The sequence below is a fragment of the Lysinibacillus sp. LK3 genome (genome assembly GCF_001043675.1).
Taxonomy (GTDB): domain Bacteria; phylum Bacillota; class Bacilli; order Bacillales_A; family Planococcaceae; genus Lysinibacillus; species Lysinibacillus capsici.
Genome location: NZ_LDUJ01000011.1, coordinates 15,854 through 29,991 on the forward strand (window position 1 = coordinate 15,854; position 14,138 = coordinate 29,991).

14 protein-coding genes are annotated in these 14,138 nt (G+C 37.7%); 1 reads left to right on the forward strand and 13 read right to left on the reverse strand.

Translation table 11 applies throughout. From position 1 onward, the window contains the following. Positions 1–20: 20 nt before the first annotated feature. From VK91_RS06620 to VK91_RS06670, 11 genes are all read right to left on the reverse strand, one after another. Positions 21–545, reverse strand: coding sequence for a phage tail protein (locus VK91_RS06620; RefSeq protein WP_048391869.1), 525 nt, complete (start codon positions 543–545; stop codon positions 21–23). Between the two features lie 18 nt (positions 546–563). Then, complete coding sequence (locus VK91_RS06625) at positions 564–1,064, reverse strand: phage tail protein (RefSeq protein ID WP_048391871.1); 501 nt, start codon at positions 1,062–1,064, stop codon at positions 564–566. 12 nt (positions 1,065–1,076) lie between these two features. Then, positions 1,077–1,583: a phage tail protein gene (locus VK91_RS06630; protein ID WP_048391873.1), complete on the reverse strand. Its 507-nt coding sequence runs from the start codon at positions 1,581–1,583 to the stop codon at positions 1,077–1,079. Positions 1,584–1,893: 310 nt separating this feature from the next. Continuing rightward, the gene (locus VK91_RS06635; RefSeq protein WP_175400798.1) at positions 1,894–2,781 is read right to left on the reverse strand and encodes a MurR/RpiR family transcriptional regulator; all 888 of its coding nucleotides are present in this window, start codon (positions 2,779–2,781) and stop codon (positions 1,894–1,896) included. Between the two features lie 51 nt (positions 2,782–2,832). Then, on the reverse strand, positions 2,833–3,738 hold the full coding sequence (murQ, locus tag VK91_RS06640; protein ID WP_048391877.1) for an N-acetylmuramic acid 6-phosphate etherase: 906 nt from the start codon (positions 3,736–3,738) through the stop codon (positions 2,833–2,835). 20 nt (positions 3,739–3,758) lie between these two features. Next, a complete protein-coding gene (locus VK91_RS06645; RefSeq protein WP_048391879.1) occupies positions 3,759–4,757 on the reverse strand; it encodes an N-acetylglucosamine kinase in 999 nt (332 codons plus the stop codon). After that, positions 4,744–5,571, reverse strand: a complete 828-nt coding sequence (locus VK91_RS06650; RefSeq protein ID WP_048391881.1) for a carbohydrate ABC transporter permease — start codon at positions 5,569–5,571, stop codon at positions 4,744–4,746. Before VK91_RS06650 ends, VK91_RS06645 begins: the two co-directional genes overlap by 14 nt. Before the next feature lie 12 nt (positions 5,572–5,583). After that, positions 5,584–6,531, reverse strand: a complete 948-nt coding sequence (locus VK91_RS06655; protein ID WP_048391883.1) for a carbohydrate ABC transporter permease — start codon at positions 6,529–6,531, stop codon at positions 5,584–5,586. Between the two features lie 86 nt (positions 6,532–6,617). Beyond that, a complete protein-coding gene (locus VK91_RS06660; RefSeq protein WP_048391937.1) occupies positions 6,618–7,910 on the reverse strand; it encodes an ABC transporter substrate-binding protein in 1,293 nt (430 codons plus the stop codon). 17 nt (positions 7,911–7,927) lie between these two features. Further along, on the reverse strand, positions 7,928–8,947 hold the full coding sequence (locus VK91_RS06665) for a serine hydrolase (RefSeq protein ID WP_048391885.1): 1,020 nt from the start codon (positions 8,945–8,947) through the stop codon (positions 7,928–7,930). A gap of 159 nt (positions 8,948–9,106) precedes the next feature. Continuing rightward, positions 9,107–10,621: a DHA2 family efflux MFS transporter permease subunit gene (locus VK91_RS06670; protein ID WP_048391887.1), complete on the reverse strand. Its 1,515-nt coding sequence runs from the start codon at positions 10,619–10,621 to the stop codon at positions 9,107–9,109. Positions 10,622–10,778: 157 nt separating this feature from the next. On the opposite strand from VK91_RS06670, the gene VK91_RS06675 reads away from it, so the two are divergent. Continuing rightward, positions 10,779–11,690 carry a TetR/AcrR family transcriptional regulator gene (locus VK91_RS06675; protein ID WP_048391889.1) on the forward strand — a complete coding sequence of 304 codons (912 nt, stop codon included), beginning with the start codon at positions 10,779–10,781 and terminating at the stop codon, positions 11,688–11,690. 106 nt (positions 11,691–11,796) lie between these two features. Here VK91_RS06675 and VK91_RS06680 read toward each other — a convergent pair whose 3' ends face one another. Both VK91_RS06680 and VK91_RS06685 read right to left on the reverse strand, forming a co-directional pair. Then, on the reverse strand, positions 11,797–13,440 hold the full coding sequence (locus VK91_RS06680; protein ID WP_048391891.1) for a sensor histidine kinase KdpD: 1,644 nt from the start codon (positions 13,438–13,440) through the stop codon (positions 11,797–11,799). Then, positions 13,437–14,138, reverse strand: a complete 702-nt coding sequence (locus tag VK91_RS06685; RefSeq protein WP_048391893.1) for a response regulator transcription factor — start codon at positions 14,136–14,138, stop codon at positions 13,437–13,439. Before VK91_RS06685 ends, VK91_RS06680 begins: the two co-directional genes overlap by 4 nt.

Consider the following 14,138-nt stretch of genomic DNA (forward strand, 5'->3'; position numbering starts at 1 on the left):
ACCCTTCATTTAATGAATCGTTAACTCTTAGGAGGCCATTCCCCATATAAACAAATAATAAAGTTCAGTCCTAAATATGGCTGCATATTATTATGTGGTTGACCTCCTCCAACAGCATTAACGGTCATTAGATTCATTGGTTTATTTACTTGAGGTGTATAAACAGGGATGCTGCCTTTCCCTTGCTGATCTGTCCATATTGCACCAGTTGGATCATTATTAGGGGGTTGAAGATTGTTACAATTTGCTAGATGGTTATGGCTAGGAATCTCATTTTCCAACAGTGTTACAGAGGATGCACCGCCCGTACTGCCTATAATTCTAGGCGTTAATCCTACACCTGTTCCTTGATGAATAGCTGCTCTTCCATTTAAATTTGGTAATGCAAACGTTGTTTTTCCATCTCCCCCATATCTGTTACCCAAAATAGCGTATAGTGCACTATTCGAGGCAATGTTTATTATCTGGCCATCGCACAAAGCCCAGTCTTTTGGTGCAAAATTACCGCCAAATATTCTAATTTCTCCTATATATGCTTCTGACACTTTGCCCACCCCTTTTTTCTAATTTCTTGATGGATAAATTCCTACTAGAGCTATGCAGTAATTAGCGACACTGTATGGCTGCATATTTTGATGTGACTGCGAATTTCCTGATGTTGACAATGCTTGCGTGTTCATATTAGTATTTGGTTGATTGACAGAATAAATATTATTAGCAGATGTACCCCACACATTTCCAGTAGCCACTTTCAACGTAGCACTTTCTGAACTACCATTAACAATATGTGTATGAGTTGGCATATCATTAATTGTTAATACATGTACCTCTTCTCCTGCTTTTTGTCCACGTGTGATGCTACTGCTTACATGAACTGGGACTCTTCCCCTTAAATCAGGTAAAGCAAATGTCGTAGAGCCATTACCACCATAAGTTGCTCCTAAAATTGAATACAGCGCTTGGTTTGTATTAATTTGCAATATTTGTCCATCACATCGCGCCCATCCGCTTGGAACTGTCCCAAAGCTAAATAATCGTATTTCACCTACATATTGTTCACTCATCCTTCATACCCCCTATTCTGTTGGATACATACCGTAAAGAGCAATAATGTAACTAATTGTTAAAAACGGCATTACATTGTTATGAGAAGCGTTTCCTCCCACACTTGAAACAATGGCGGCATTCATTGTGCCATTTGGTGGTTGTGTCGAATATTGTATATTTTTTGCCCAAACAGCATTTTCTGGACTAGGGGTTGTGCCATCAAGAGAAGAAGCTTTTACCTGATGTGTATGTGCAGGAAGCTGTGAAGAGATTAAAGTGACGGTTTCCGCCCCTCCCATTTGACCATTGACAAAGGTAGTACCAGTAGTTGGATTCTGTCCTTGATGTACTACAACCCTGCCTTGAAAATTTGGTAATGCAAAGGTTGATTGACCATCTCCCCCGTAGGTTGTGCCAATCAAAGAAAAAAGTATTTCATTTTCGGAAATAGATAATAGTTGACCATTACAAAGAGCCCAGCCGTCTGGGGCATAATCACCAGCAAATAATCGAATTTCTCCGACATATTGTTCCATTCTTAAAACCTCCTTACAAAATATTGCTTTACCTAGCACATTACAATAACAAGGTTAAAATTAGGTTAAAAAATATGTTTTTTCCAAAATGGACTAACTCACCAACCATTTAATCCAAAATATCAATACAATATTGTTGCTTATAAGAAAGAGTTAAAAGAAAAAAGTGGGTAATGATATTACATCTATAAAAATATTAAACTAAATACCTAAAACCAGAATTCGTTTTTATTTCCGAGAATAAAAATGTCAAAAGCTATCGAGAGAAAACTTCTCGATAGCTTTTGTCTACAGTCTGAACATACTAACACTAATATGTTTTTATTTTATTTTTTCTTTTAGCCACTTTTTTATGCAACCCCTGAATAACAGAACGTGTTTCATCTAAATAATCCACTGTCTGCTCATAGGCACTCGTCACTATCCCCATAAATAAAATATCAATGACAAGTAACTGCGCTAGACGTGAGGAAGTGGCACCACTTCTAAAAGTTGCTTCAACATTGGGAGAGATATATAAACAAATGTCTGCTAGGCTAGACACTAGTGAACTACCATAGCGCGTTAAACTGATTGTAGTGGCTGGTGTTTGGCTAGCTATTTCAAGGATTTTAGCCACTTCATGCGTTTCTCCGGAGAAGGAGATACCTACTACCACATCCCCCTTCTGTGTATTGACAACGGCTGTAGCTCCTAAATGCAAATCCACAAATGCCCTACTATTTTTATTGATTCGTAAAAATTTTTGATCTGCATCCATTGCTGCTATACCTGATGCACCCACTCCAAAAAATATAATTTTATCAGCTTGTGATAAAGCCGTTATTGCACGCTCTAATTCAGCAATATTTATTAAATTAGCTGTTTGTGTCAAAATTTCACTACTTTGCGTCGTTACCTTCTCTACAATCGATGGCAGCGCTTCATTCGCCTCAATATCTCGATCTTCAACTTTAGCATGTTGTAAATCACCAGCAATGCGCAATTTCAGCTCTTGAACACCACTAATATTTAACGATTTACACAGCCGAATAACTGCGGCACTACTTGTTTGACTAGCCTCTCCTAGTTCAACCGCTGTCATTTTTATAGCCTGTGTAGGATGTGCTAATATATAGCTTGCCACCTTTTTTTCGGAGAGTGGAAGCTTTTCGCACATTTCAGCAAGCATAATTAAACCCGCATTTATTTTTTCCATTTTTCCAGCTCCATCTCTAGATAAAAGGAAGTTATCCATGTACCTCCTTCATCAATATTTCTTTAGAGACACCGCTCTCCGCACATGCCCTTCTGATTGAGCAAGTAATTCCGTCGCCTCTTCAATCGTTGTATTCGTCAGTAGCACCACAATCGCGAGCTTTACTTGATAATTGTTTTGCTCCAGAACACTTTCAGCCTGATTATAAGAAACTCCCGTTACCTCACAGACGATTTGTTTGGCTCTCTCTCGCAATTTAAAATTACTAGCATGAACGTCCACCATTAAATTTTTATAGACCTTTCCAAGCTTAATCATGGTTGTCGTTGTAATCATATTTAATATTTGTTTATGAGCTGTTGCAGCCTTTAGTCTTGTAGAACCTGTTAAAATTTCTGGTCCTGTAATCACCTCTATTGCAATATCTGCATGCTTACTAATAATAGAATGAGCGTTGCTCACTAAGCTGATTGTTTTTGCCCCTAGTTGTTGAGCATAATTTAATGCTCCTTTGACAAAAGGCGTTCGACCGCTTGCTGCAATCCCTATCACTACATCTCGGTTTGTTAGCTGTTGTTTCTGTAGTTCAACCTCTCCTAATGAAAGATCATCTTCTGCACCTTCTATGGCAATCATTACTGCATCTGCTCCTCCAGCCAATATTGCCTGCACAAGCTTTGGTGATGTACTAAATGTAGGTGGACATTCTACGGCATCTAGCAAACCAATTCGCCCACTTGTCCCTGCACCAACATAAAATAATCTACCGCCATTCTTTAGTGCATCCACAACAGCTGTGACAGCCTGCTCGATTTCAGGTAAAACCTTTGCTATGGCTAATGGTACTTTTTTATCCTCTTCATTCATCAGCTTTACAATTTCAATAGTGGACATTAAATCTAGATTTGTCGTATCTGGATGATAGCCTTCAGTCGTCAGTTTTGTCATTCGTTCCATTGAAATCAAATCCCTCCACACTATTTTTCATGGATACTCATCCAAGTTCCTTTTACCTTTCGTTGTAAAGCCTCTGTGATTGGAATTCCTTCACTGAGAAGTCCATTAACGAAAGCTCCTATAACAGGTGGCACCTCTGGTTGTATTAGTCGATTAGGTATTTTAGCAAGCTGTAATTTTTCTCGAAAGCATTGAACAAAATAAAAATTTTCGAATAAACCTCCACATAGGACAATAGAGTCACCTTTTAGCTGAGGCTCTTTTTTCAACATTATTTGGATGAAATGAGTTAAATGATGAGCAGCGTGTTCAATAATTTTTTGTGCCCTATCATTATTTTGCTCTGCTAAACGCAACACCACACGAGCTACGGAGGCTATAAGTACACGTGGCTGTGGATGCTCATAAACATGCGTAATAATTTCAGTAGGATTCTTTAATGCTAGCTGCTCCATAATAGTCGCTGTAAACAGATCCTCATTCACGCCAATAGCATCATAATGTCGCGTAATCAATCGCAATGCCTCTTGCCCAATATAGTAGCCACTGCCCTCATCTCCTAATAAATAACCCCATCCTCCAACACGACTAACTTGATGATTTTTTCCAACTGCATATACGATGGAACCCGTTCCTGCTATCACAACGAGCCCTTGCTGTGTAAATGTGCCGCTAGTAAGTGCCGCTACCGCATCATTGGTGATGGTTATCTTACAGGAGCTAGTAGGGAAAAGGAAGCTAATCCATTGCTCCCAGCGTTCTTTATCTAACTGGCGATCGCCCCCTGCCACACATAAGAACACCGCAGCAATATCATTATTTGTTGCATCTATCTTTTGTAGTAACGTGGCAAGGAGCTTGATAATATGTAGCCTTACCTCGTCAGGTGGCGTTGATTTTATATTCGTTCCAGCTCCTTCAACAAAAGCCAGCACTTCCCCTTTTCTTGTCCCAATCACTGCACGAGTTCTCGTCCCACCACCATCGACCCCAATAATGTATTGCCTATTTAATGGCACCAGCCGTCAGCCCCTCCATAAATTGCTTTGAGGCAATAAAGAATAATAGGATCATTGGTAATGAAGCTAATGTTAAACCTGCAAAAAGAGAGCCCCAATCTGCCGAATGCTCACCAAAAAGTGACATCATTCCAACAGGTATCGTCCGTTTCATTTTTTCTGTAATAAAAATAAGTGGGAAGAAGAAATCATTCCATGAAGCAATAAAATTTATAATAACCACTGTTCCAAGGGCAGGTCTCATTAACGGTAACATTACATGCCAAAGAACTCTTAAGTTCCCCGCCCCATCTATACGGGCTGCTTCCTCTAATTCATAAGGCATTGTTTTAAAAAAGCCAGTTAAGATCAGCATGGATAATGGAATACCTGTCGCCATGTTCATCAAAATTAAAGACCATAAGGAATTTATCAGTCCTAAATCACGCATTAATATAAAGAGCGGGACAATCCCCAATTTTATAGGAATCATCATGCCTAATAAAAAAATAAAGAACAATGCATGATTCCAAGAAAATTTAAAGCGAGCAATATAAAATGCAGCCAGTGAACAAACAACCACTATTAGTATCACAGATACAATACTGACAAATAGACTGTTTAGAAAGTATGTTGTAAATGGAATTTTTGCTAATAATGTACGATAAGTATCTAAGCTAAAGCTAGTCGGTAAACCCAATGGATTTTTATAGATATCCACGCTCTTTTTAAATGAAGATAAAATCATTAACAAAATTGGATATAAACTAATGGTCGCCACCGTAAACACCACAAGATAATAAAATGGTCGAACCCAAATAGCGCCTTGCTTCACTATAATCACCCCTTACATTTGAACATTCTTTTTATTGGTAAAGCGTAAAAATAGCGTGGTACAAACTAATATAAATAAGAATAGTACTGTAGCTAACGCCGAACCCAACCCAATAGCTGTTGCCCCAGAAGCGGTAGAGCTACCAAATGCTAAACGATAGAAAAACACAGCTAACGTATCTGTAGAATAGTACGGCTCTCCCATGGAGCCCTGCATTGCATATACTAATTCAAATGCTTCAAATGACTGGATAAATGTTAAAATGCCTATGATCATAATTGATGGCACCATTAAAGGCAAGTAAATCGTACGCAATAAAGTAAAACCCTTAGCGCCATCTAACTTTGCAGCTTCGACTAACTCACTTGGGATCCCTTGAAAGCCAGCAAGAAAAATTAAGACACCAAAACCTAATCCAAACCAACAATTGACTAAAATAATGGCGATTAACGCCGTGTTGGGATCACCAAGCCAAGCCTTTTGTAAAGTTTCAAGACCTAATTTCTCCAAAATGACATTTAAAGTACCGAAATTTGGATTTAGAATGAGCTTCCATAAGAAACCTACAACAATCACTGATAATAATCGCGGTAGAAAGAAAGCAGCCTTAAAAAACTCTGCACCTTTAATTTTTTGATAAATAATAAAGGCAAGAAAGAAGGCTAATCCATTCATCACAATCATTTGCACAACAAAATAGAGGACATTATGTTTAAAGGCATTCCAAAACATGGAGCCATAGGGTTCTGTCGTAAAAAGCGTCACAAAATTTTGGAAACCGATAAAATCACCACGAGCCATCCCTTTCCATTCAAAAAAACTATAGGATAATGCCGCTATTATCGGATAAAGCACAAACAACCCATAGATTATTAGTGCAGGAATAGGGAAAAGATGGATAGTCCACCTTACTCTCGATTTTCTCCTTCTTACTGATGGAGCTGTATATTCTCTTATCATGAGCAGCCTCCTTTTACTAATCATGAAACAACAAGACCCCTAAACTCCTTATAGCACTTCAGGGGTCTACTGACTTGATGCTTTCATTATTTTTGAAATGGCGTAAACCAAGTTTTAGCGTTTTCCTGTACTTTTGTGGCAACCTCTTCAGGCGTTACTTGACCTAAATACATGCCTTGTAGCTCACTTTCAAGCAAGCTCTTTGTTGTTGGGTCCCCACCAGTAAAATTAGTTACCCACATATATGGCGTTGCTTCATTTGCAGTCGAATGACTAATAGCATTTAACAATGCATCGTCAGAGGTAATACCTGGAATAGCGCTGATCATAGAAAACTCTTTTACAAACAAATCGCCAAACTCCTTAGTTGTTAGAAATTCTAAAAATACTTTAGCTGCTTCTTTATTTTTCGAATTAGCATTGATCGCAAATGAGCCATCTACCCAAGTCGTCACTGTTGTATTACTCTCTTTAGATGGAATAGGAAAATAACCTAAATCTAAATCTGGATTCATTTCTAATACAACAGGAATTTCCCAGCTACCTAACGGGAACATTGCCGCGTCTTCTAGTGCAAACAAAGTACGGATATCATCCATTCCTAAGCCTTCTGAATTGACAGGAAAATACTTTTTCAAGTCATTCATTACTTGAATGGATTCAATAAACTTCGGATCTGTAAAATCCTTTTCTCCTGCGAGCACTGCTTGGTAAAAGTCATTGCCCTCATAAACAGCAGGACCGACAATACCGTGTAGCAACGATAATAGCCAGCCTTCTTTTGTACCCATTGCAATTGGTGTAATACCCTTTTCTAATAATTGGTCATTTAATGCTATGAATTCATCCCATGTAGTAGGAATTTCAAGATTATTATCTTTAAAAATCTTCCTATTATAGAAAAATTGTGTAGAGCTTAAGTTAATTGGTACACCGTACTGATTCCCTTGGTCATCACGAGAAGCCTGTAATGCTTCTTCAGGAAATACATTCAATCCATTTAAACCGTTTATTTTCTCAACATAACCTGCCTCCGCAAGCTTCAATCCAGCTGCATAAGGACGTAAGTGAAAAATATCTGGACCCTCTCCAGCCTGTAATGCCGTATTGAGGACTGTATTATATTCAGTATTTTTAGTTGGGTTAAATGAAACATGTATTTCAGGATGTTGTTCATTGAATAAAGCAATCACTTTTTCATACTTGGCAACATCTTCTGTGCGCCAACTCCCTATTGTTAGCGAAACCTCTTCAGTTTTCGATTTCTCTTCATTATCAGGTGTTGTTGAGGTCGTTATTTTCTCGTTCGTGTTACAGCCTACTAAACCCACAACGAGTAATAAAAGAAGCAGCAATAACCATTTACTCTTTTGTCTCATACCAGCAGATCCACCCTTCATATCAGTAATTTTTCATAAATCATCGTATGAAGCTTCTCTCTAATCCTTCCCATGTTTGTATTTCTCCCATAATGCACAGCATTCGTTAGTAAAATGACAAATGCCTTTTTTACAGGGTCCATCCAAATACTCGTGCCTGTAAATCCTGTATGACCAAATGAGCCCTTGCTCCACCTCCTACCAAAACAAAATGATGCTTCATCTCCTCCCCATACTTCAAACCCAAGTCCCCTCGTTTTAAAAGTTTTCGTATAGGCAAGCTCTAACCATTCATATGGAATTACACTTTGTTGCTTGATCCCCAACCAAATTTCCGCATACTTTGCTAAATCCTCTACACATGAAAATAAACCTGCACTACCAGCAATACCATCTAGTAATAAAGCTTTCTCATCATGGACTATTCCCTGTACAAATTGACCTGCCACCATTTCTGTAGATGCTGCAAGCCTTCTTGTATGCACAGGCAGTTGAAAACATGTATGATGCATGCCCCATGGCTTAAAAACCTCTTGCTCTACAAAACTTTTTAATGAAATGCCAGTAACTTCCTCAATCACCTTTCCTATAATAATCATACCTAAATCACTATATTGCACTTGTTCATTTGGCTGCCATACTACATCACTTGCCAGTACCTCCTGCAGGATGTCACGCTTATGATGTCTTTTAACTACAGGTGTTAAATCTGCTGGCAATCCTGAGCAATGCTGCAATAAATGCTGGATTGTAATAAGAGGATAATTAAAATCAGGCAAATAGGTTTGGACTGGATCTGTTATATAAACTTGATTTCGACTCATCAGGAGTAAAATAGCTGGGAGTGTTGCGACAACTTTTGTTAAGGAGGCTAAATCAAACAACGTATTACTTAAAATAGCTTGCTCGCTGCCATCCTCAGCAGTATAGGCTCCATAATTGCATGAAAATAGCCTTCTTTCTTGCTGCTGAACAATTAATACAGCACCTGGAATTTTCTGTTCTTTCACTAAGCCAGTTATATATGCATCTACCAAGGAAGCACCCCACTATTAAATATCTAAATTTTCCGTAAATTAGTATTATCATATAAAATAAAATGATGAAAAATAACACCAATCCTAAAATTTTTTTTCATGTTTACTCAATAAAAAAAGCCCTAGCCAGTAAATATATACTGGCTAGGGCTACTTTGATTATTTAGTTGGTTTTTTTAAATCCATTGACGCTGCTGCGCTTTCAACTTTTACGCGTTTCAAGAAGAATGCAAGTACCACTGCAATCACTGTTATACCAGCTGCAATTAAGAAGGAATGCGTAATACCATCTAATAAGGCAGTTTGCATAATCTGATCTTGCATTTGTTGCATTTGCTCTGCTGTAGGCGCTGCTCCTGATTGTGCAGCATTCGCTTTGGCTTCTGCAATTAATTCTTCCGCTTTAACTTTTGTACGATTATTCATAAATGTTACAAGGATCGCACTACCGATTGCTCCTGATACCTGCTGTAATGTATTATTAATCGCTGTACCATGTGGATTCATCATTTGTGGTAGTTGATTTAAACCGTTTGTCATAATAGGCATCATGACCATCGACATACCGAACATACGAATTGTATACATCGATACGATATATGTGTAGCTTGAATCAATTTCTAACTTTGTTAAACCGAAAGTTGCGATTGTTGTAATCGTTAATCCAATAATGGCTAACACACGTGGACCAAATTTATCGAAAAGCTTACCAGTGATTGGTGACATAATCCCCATAACAAGTGCTCCTGGAAGCATCATTAAGCCTGCTTCAAATGGTTCGATACCACGGATAGACTGTACATATGCTGGTGTTAAAATCATCCCTGAGAACATTGCCATAGAGACAATAACTGAGATAACAGACCCTAAAGCAAACATTGGATATTTATAGATACGTAGTTCCAGTAATGGCTCATCCATTTTCAGCTGTTTAACAACGAAAATAATTAAAGCGATGAAGCCAATTGTTATTGTGCCATATACCCATGGACTTGACCAACCTTTATCTCCTGCTGTACTAAAGCCGTATAAAATACCACCAAATGCAACTGTTGATAAAAGTACTGAAAGGAAATCTAAGTGAACTTCACGTGTCTCCATCACGTTTCTTAATTTCCAAACACCAAATAATAAACTAATTAAAGCAAATGGAATAATCATTTGGAAAAGCATACGCCAATCATGATGTTCCACAATATACCCTGATAATGTAGGACCAATTGCTGGCGCCATAATCATAACTAAACCAAAGATCCCCATTGCTGCCCCACGCTTTTCTTTCGGGAAGCTTGTTAGCATAACGTTCATTAAAAGTGGTGACATACTAGAAGCTCCGGCTGCTTGCACCATACGACCTGCTAGCAGCACGCCAAAATTAGGAGCGAAACCTGCCATAATTGTACCAATTGTAAAGATAGACATCGCTGTAATAAATAAATGTCTATTTTTAAAGCGTGTCACAAAGAATGCTGAAGCAGGCACTAAAATACCGCTCACAAGCATATACCCTGTTGCTAACCATTGTACTTTTGAATAGGTGATCCCAAAATCTTTCATGATTGTTGGTAATGCCACATTCAACAATGTGTTATTTAGAAAAGCAACAAAAGCACCCACAAATAGAATAGCTATCATGCCATAAGGGGGCTTTTTCATTGTTTGCTCACTATTCATTTATATCCCTCAATTCTTTCTTGTGTTTTACGATAAAACTTATTTTATACTCGTAGTCTACTTTTTTCAACAAATAAGTTTATATTTTTTATAAACGTTGATATAAAAGCATTCCAAGTGTAGAATAAGAGTATAATATTATAAAAAAGGTGAGGTTATGAACAAAAGAAAAAGACAAATTATAACAGCAGCACGTGAACTTTTTATTGAAAAAGGCTTTCTAGATACATCAATTAATGACATCATCAATGCGGCTAAAATCTCTAAAGGTACATTTTATAATCATTTTACTTCGAAAAATGAATGCTTAATCGCCATCTTAGATGAAGGTCGCGAAGAAGCTAGTAATCGTCGCCATGAGCTCATTTATGGCAAAGACCCTACAGATTTAGAGGTATTGACGCAGCAAGTCGCTGTTCTCATGTATGTCAATCGTGAACATAATTTAGTACAGATATTCGAATCCATCTTCCAATCAAGAGATAAAGAACTAAAAAAAATTATTATTAATTACCATTTACAAGAACTAGAATGGCTCGCCAATCGTCTAGTACAAGTTTTTGGAGAAGAGATTAGCCCTATTAGCTATGAATGTGCTGTTCAAACACTTGGAATGATTAACCTCACTCTACGTGCTGTCTTTATTGCCGATTATAAATATATCAATCGAGAAGCTATTGTACGTGTAGCATTGCGCAATATTAGCGTAATTATACCCACTATGCTTGAGTCAAAAGAGATTATCGTAAGTGTTGAAATGATCAATACCATTCAAAATGTCGTGAACTATAAAACCGTTACAAAAGGAATGGTTATTGAACAACTACAAGGATTTACAAAGGGATTATCGAGTAACGAAACAATGGAAGGTTTGGAGTATGCACAATTCTTATTAGAAGAATTGCAGAAAGAAAAACCAAAGCTTTTTATCATCGAATCACTTCTTACACCTTTCCGTAAGGCTTTCGTCGGCACAGAACATATCGCAGAGGCCCGTGACATCGCCAATAACTTATGGCGTTACGTAAAAATTGAACAGCCCGCTGAACGATGTACGAAAAATAAATAAAAAAAGAGGTATCAAATGAACACTTTGATACCTCTTTACTCTGTTGAATGAAATTAAGTTCTATGACAGACCTTTGTACAGTCTTAAGAAAGCTCAGAGATTCACCTTAATGACATTGAAATTTTAGCACAAAGATTGTCCCATCCTTACCTGAACGGACACTAATTGTGCCATTGTGTAAATCAATGAGCTGCTTCGTTATGGCTAGTCCTAGCCCTGTTCCTGTTATATCGTCTGTTGTATTCGTACCTCGATAATAGCGTTCGAATAGATTATCGAGCTCCTCCTGTGGAATACCAGGTCCTTGATCAGCAATGGTAAGCATTACTTCTTTACCAGTATGTTGTGCTTCCACAATTACCTTCGTGCCTTCAGGGGTATATTTTTTCGCATTGGTAATTAAATTATCCATTATTCGCTTGAGTAAAAGCTCATCTGCTTGTAACAACACATCACCATACACCTTCACACACACCTGTTCGTCTGCAAATTGTGGTAGCCATGTTGCTAGCGGCAGTACCACTTTATCTAGCTGTATGGCTTTATTTTTTAATTGATACGTATACGTCAAATCCTGAATAAGTGCATCCATATAGGTTGCCTTTTCCTGCATGGTCTGTGCAAAAATACGCATCTCATCCTTTGTCCACTCATAATCCTCCGATGCCAGCATCGTTGAATAACCGTAAATTGAGCTTAACGGGGTCTTTAAATCATGCGATAAACCTGTTATCCACTCCTCCCGTAATTGCTCTGCATGCTTGATTTGCCTTTCATTTGAATCAAGTCGCTCTGATAAGTGATTGAGTGACTCTTCTACTGGTTGAAACAGTTTAAATTTTCTTTTCAACTTACCTGTCTTTTTATGATGGATTTTTTTGTCACTAATCTCACTGTAATCGAATTGGGTAAGTCGCTCAATGCGCGATATCACATAGACAAGTGGTCGCACGAATTGACGTGAAATACTAATAGATAAGAAAATAACGCCCAACAGCAAAATAATATGTCCCCCAAAGAAGATAGAAACAAACAGTACCATTGCCTTATTAAAAGGCTCTTCAAATGGCTTATACGATGGATTAGGCATTCTTACAACAAATGTCTTATCGTTGGCTAAGGCTGTACTTTGCTTCAGCTCCGCATGCTCGAAAATATCGTATTTTTCCTCTAGTAATTGTGGCTTATTTAGCTTCTCATAACGTTCGCCTATGACCTCAATTCGATTCCATTGCTCGTCATAAATTTCAACACTAGCTTTATTTTCTTTTAGACGTTGCTGTGTTACAGCTGAAATGTCCCCTGTCGCTGTCCAGTTTTCAAGCGCATCCTCAAAAAGTGGTTGCACAGGAGTAGTTGGAAGAAATAATAAGTAGTAATTCGGCAATTCCCATGTATGCATGCCTGGTTGCTGCAATGCCAATATTTCACTATCTGACTTTCCACATAGACCACATGTATCTCCTGTATAATCAACAATCGTCATGGTTGGATCAAATAAATAAAGCTGTCCAACATTTTCTTCAGCTCTCTTCACTAAATAATCAGCAATTTTAACTGTCTTCCCTTGCTCTACAACTGCATCATCTTCGATTTCAAAGGAGCTCATCACATGAATGTTGTCACCAACACGGTCATTGATAAAAATAGCAAAAAACACCAAACTCATAATAAAACCTGAAATGATCAATAGATAGAATATGATGAAATACGAAACAAAGCGGAGTGTTAATTTTCCAGCAGGCTTCATGAAGAAATGTCCCCAACAAGCTTATAGCCAATGCCTCTGACAGTAATAATGCATGTTGGCTTTCCAGGATTTTTTTCTATTTTTTCTCGCAGCTTTCTTATATGTACCATCACTGTATTATCATCAAATAAACAATCACCCCATACACGTTCGTATATTTGCTCTTTTGATAACACTTGCCCTGCATTGTCACATAAATATTTTAATAAATGAAACAAGCGACCACTGATTATTTCCTTTACACCGTCTACCTCAATTTCTGCTGCATCAATGTCAAATGTAAAACGGCTGCAAGTAAATATGTGATTTTCTGGTACACCTTTTTTCTTCATATAACGGACTAGCTGCACCTTTACTCGTGCTACAAGCTCTAAGGGGTTAAATGGTTTTGTAATATAATCATCTGCACCATTCATAAAACCACGAAGCTTATCTGCATCACTACTTTTTGCGGTTAAATAAAAAATAGGGGCATCACTTTTTTCTCGAATACTATTCGCAATATCCAGCCCACTTCCATCTGGTAGCATGATATCTAATAGATAAAAATCAAATGTTTTAGTATTCATTTCATCTTTTGCTTCTTCAATTGTATTACATAAGGTAATATTGTTAATTCCTTCTTTTCTTAAAATGATTTCAATCATTTCAGCAATGGCACGTTCATCCTCTAACACTAAAATTGATGCTTCCTGCAT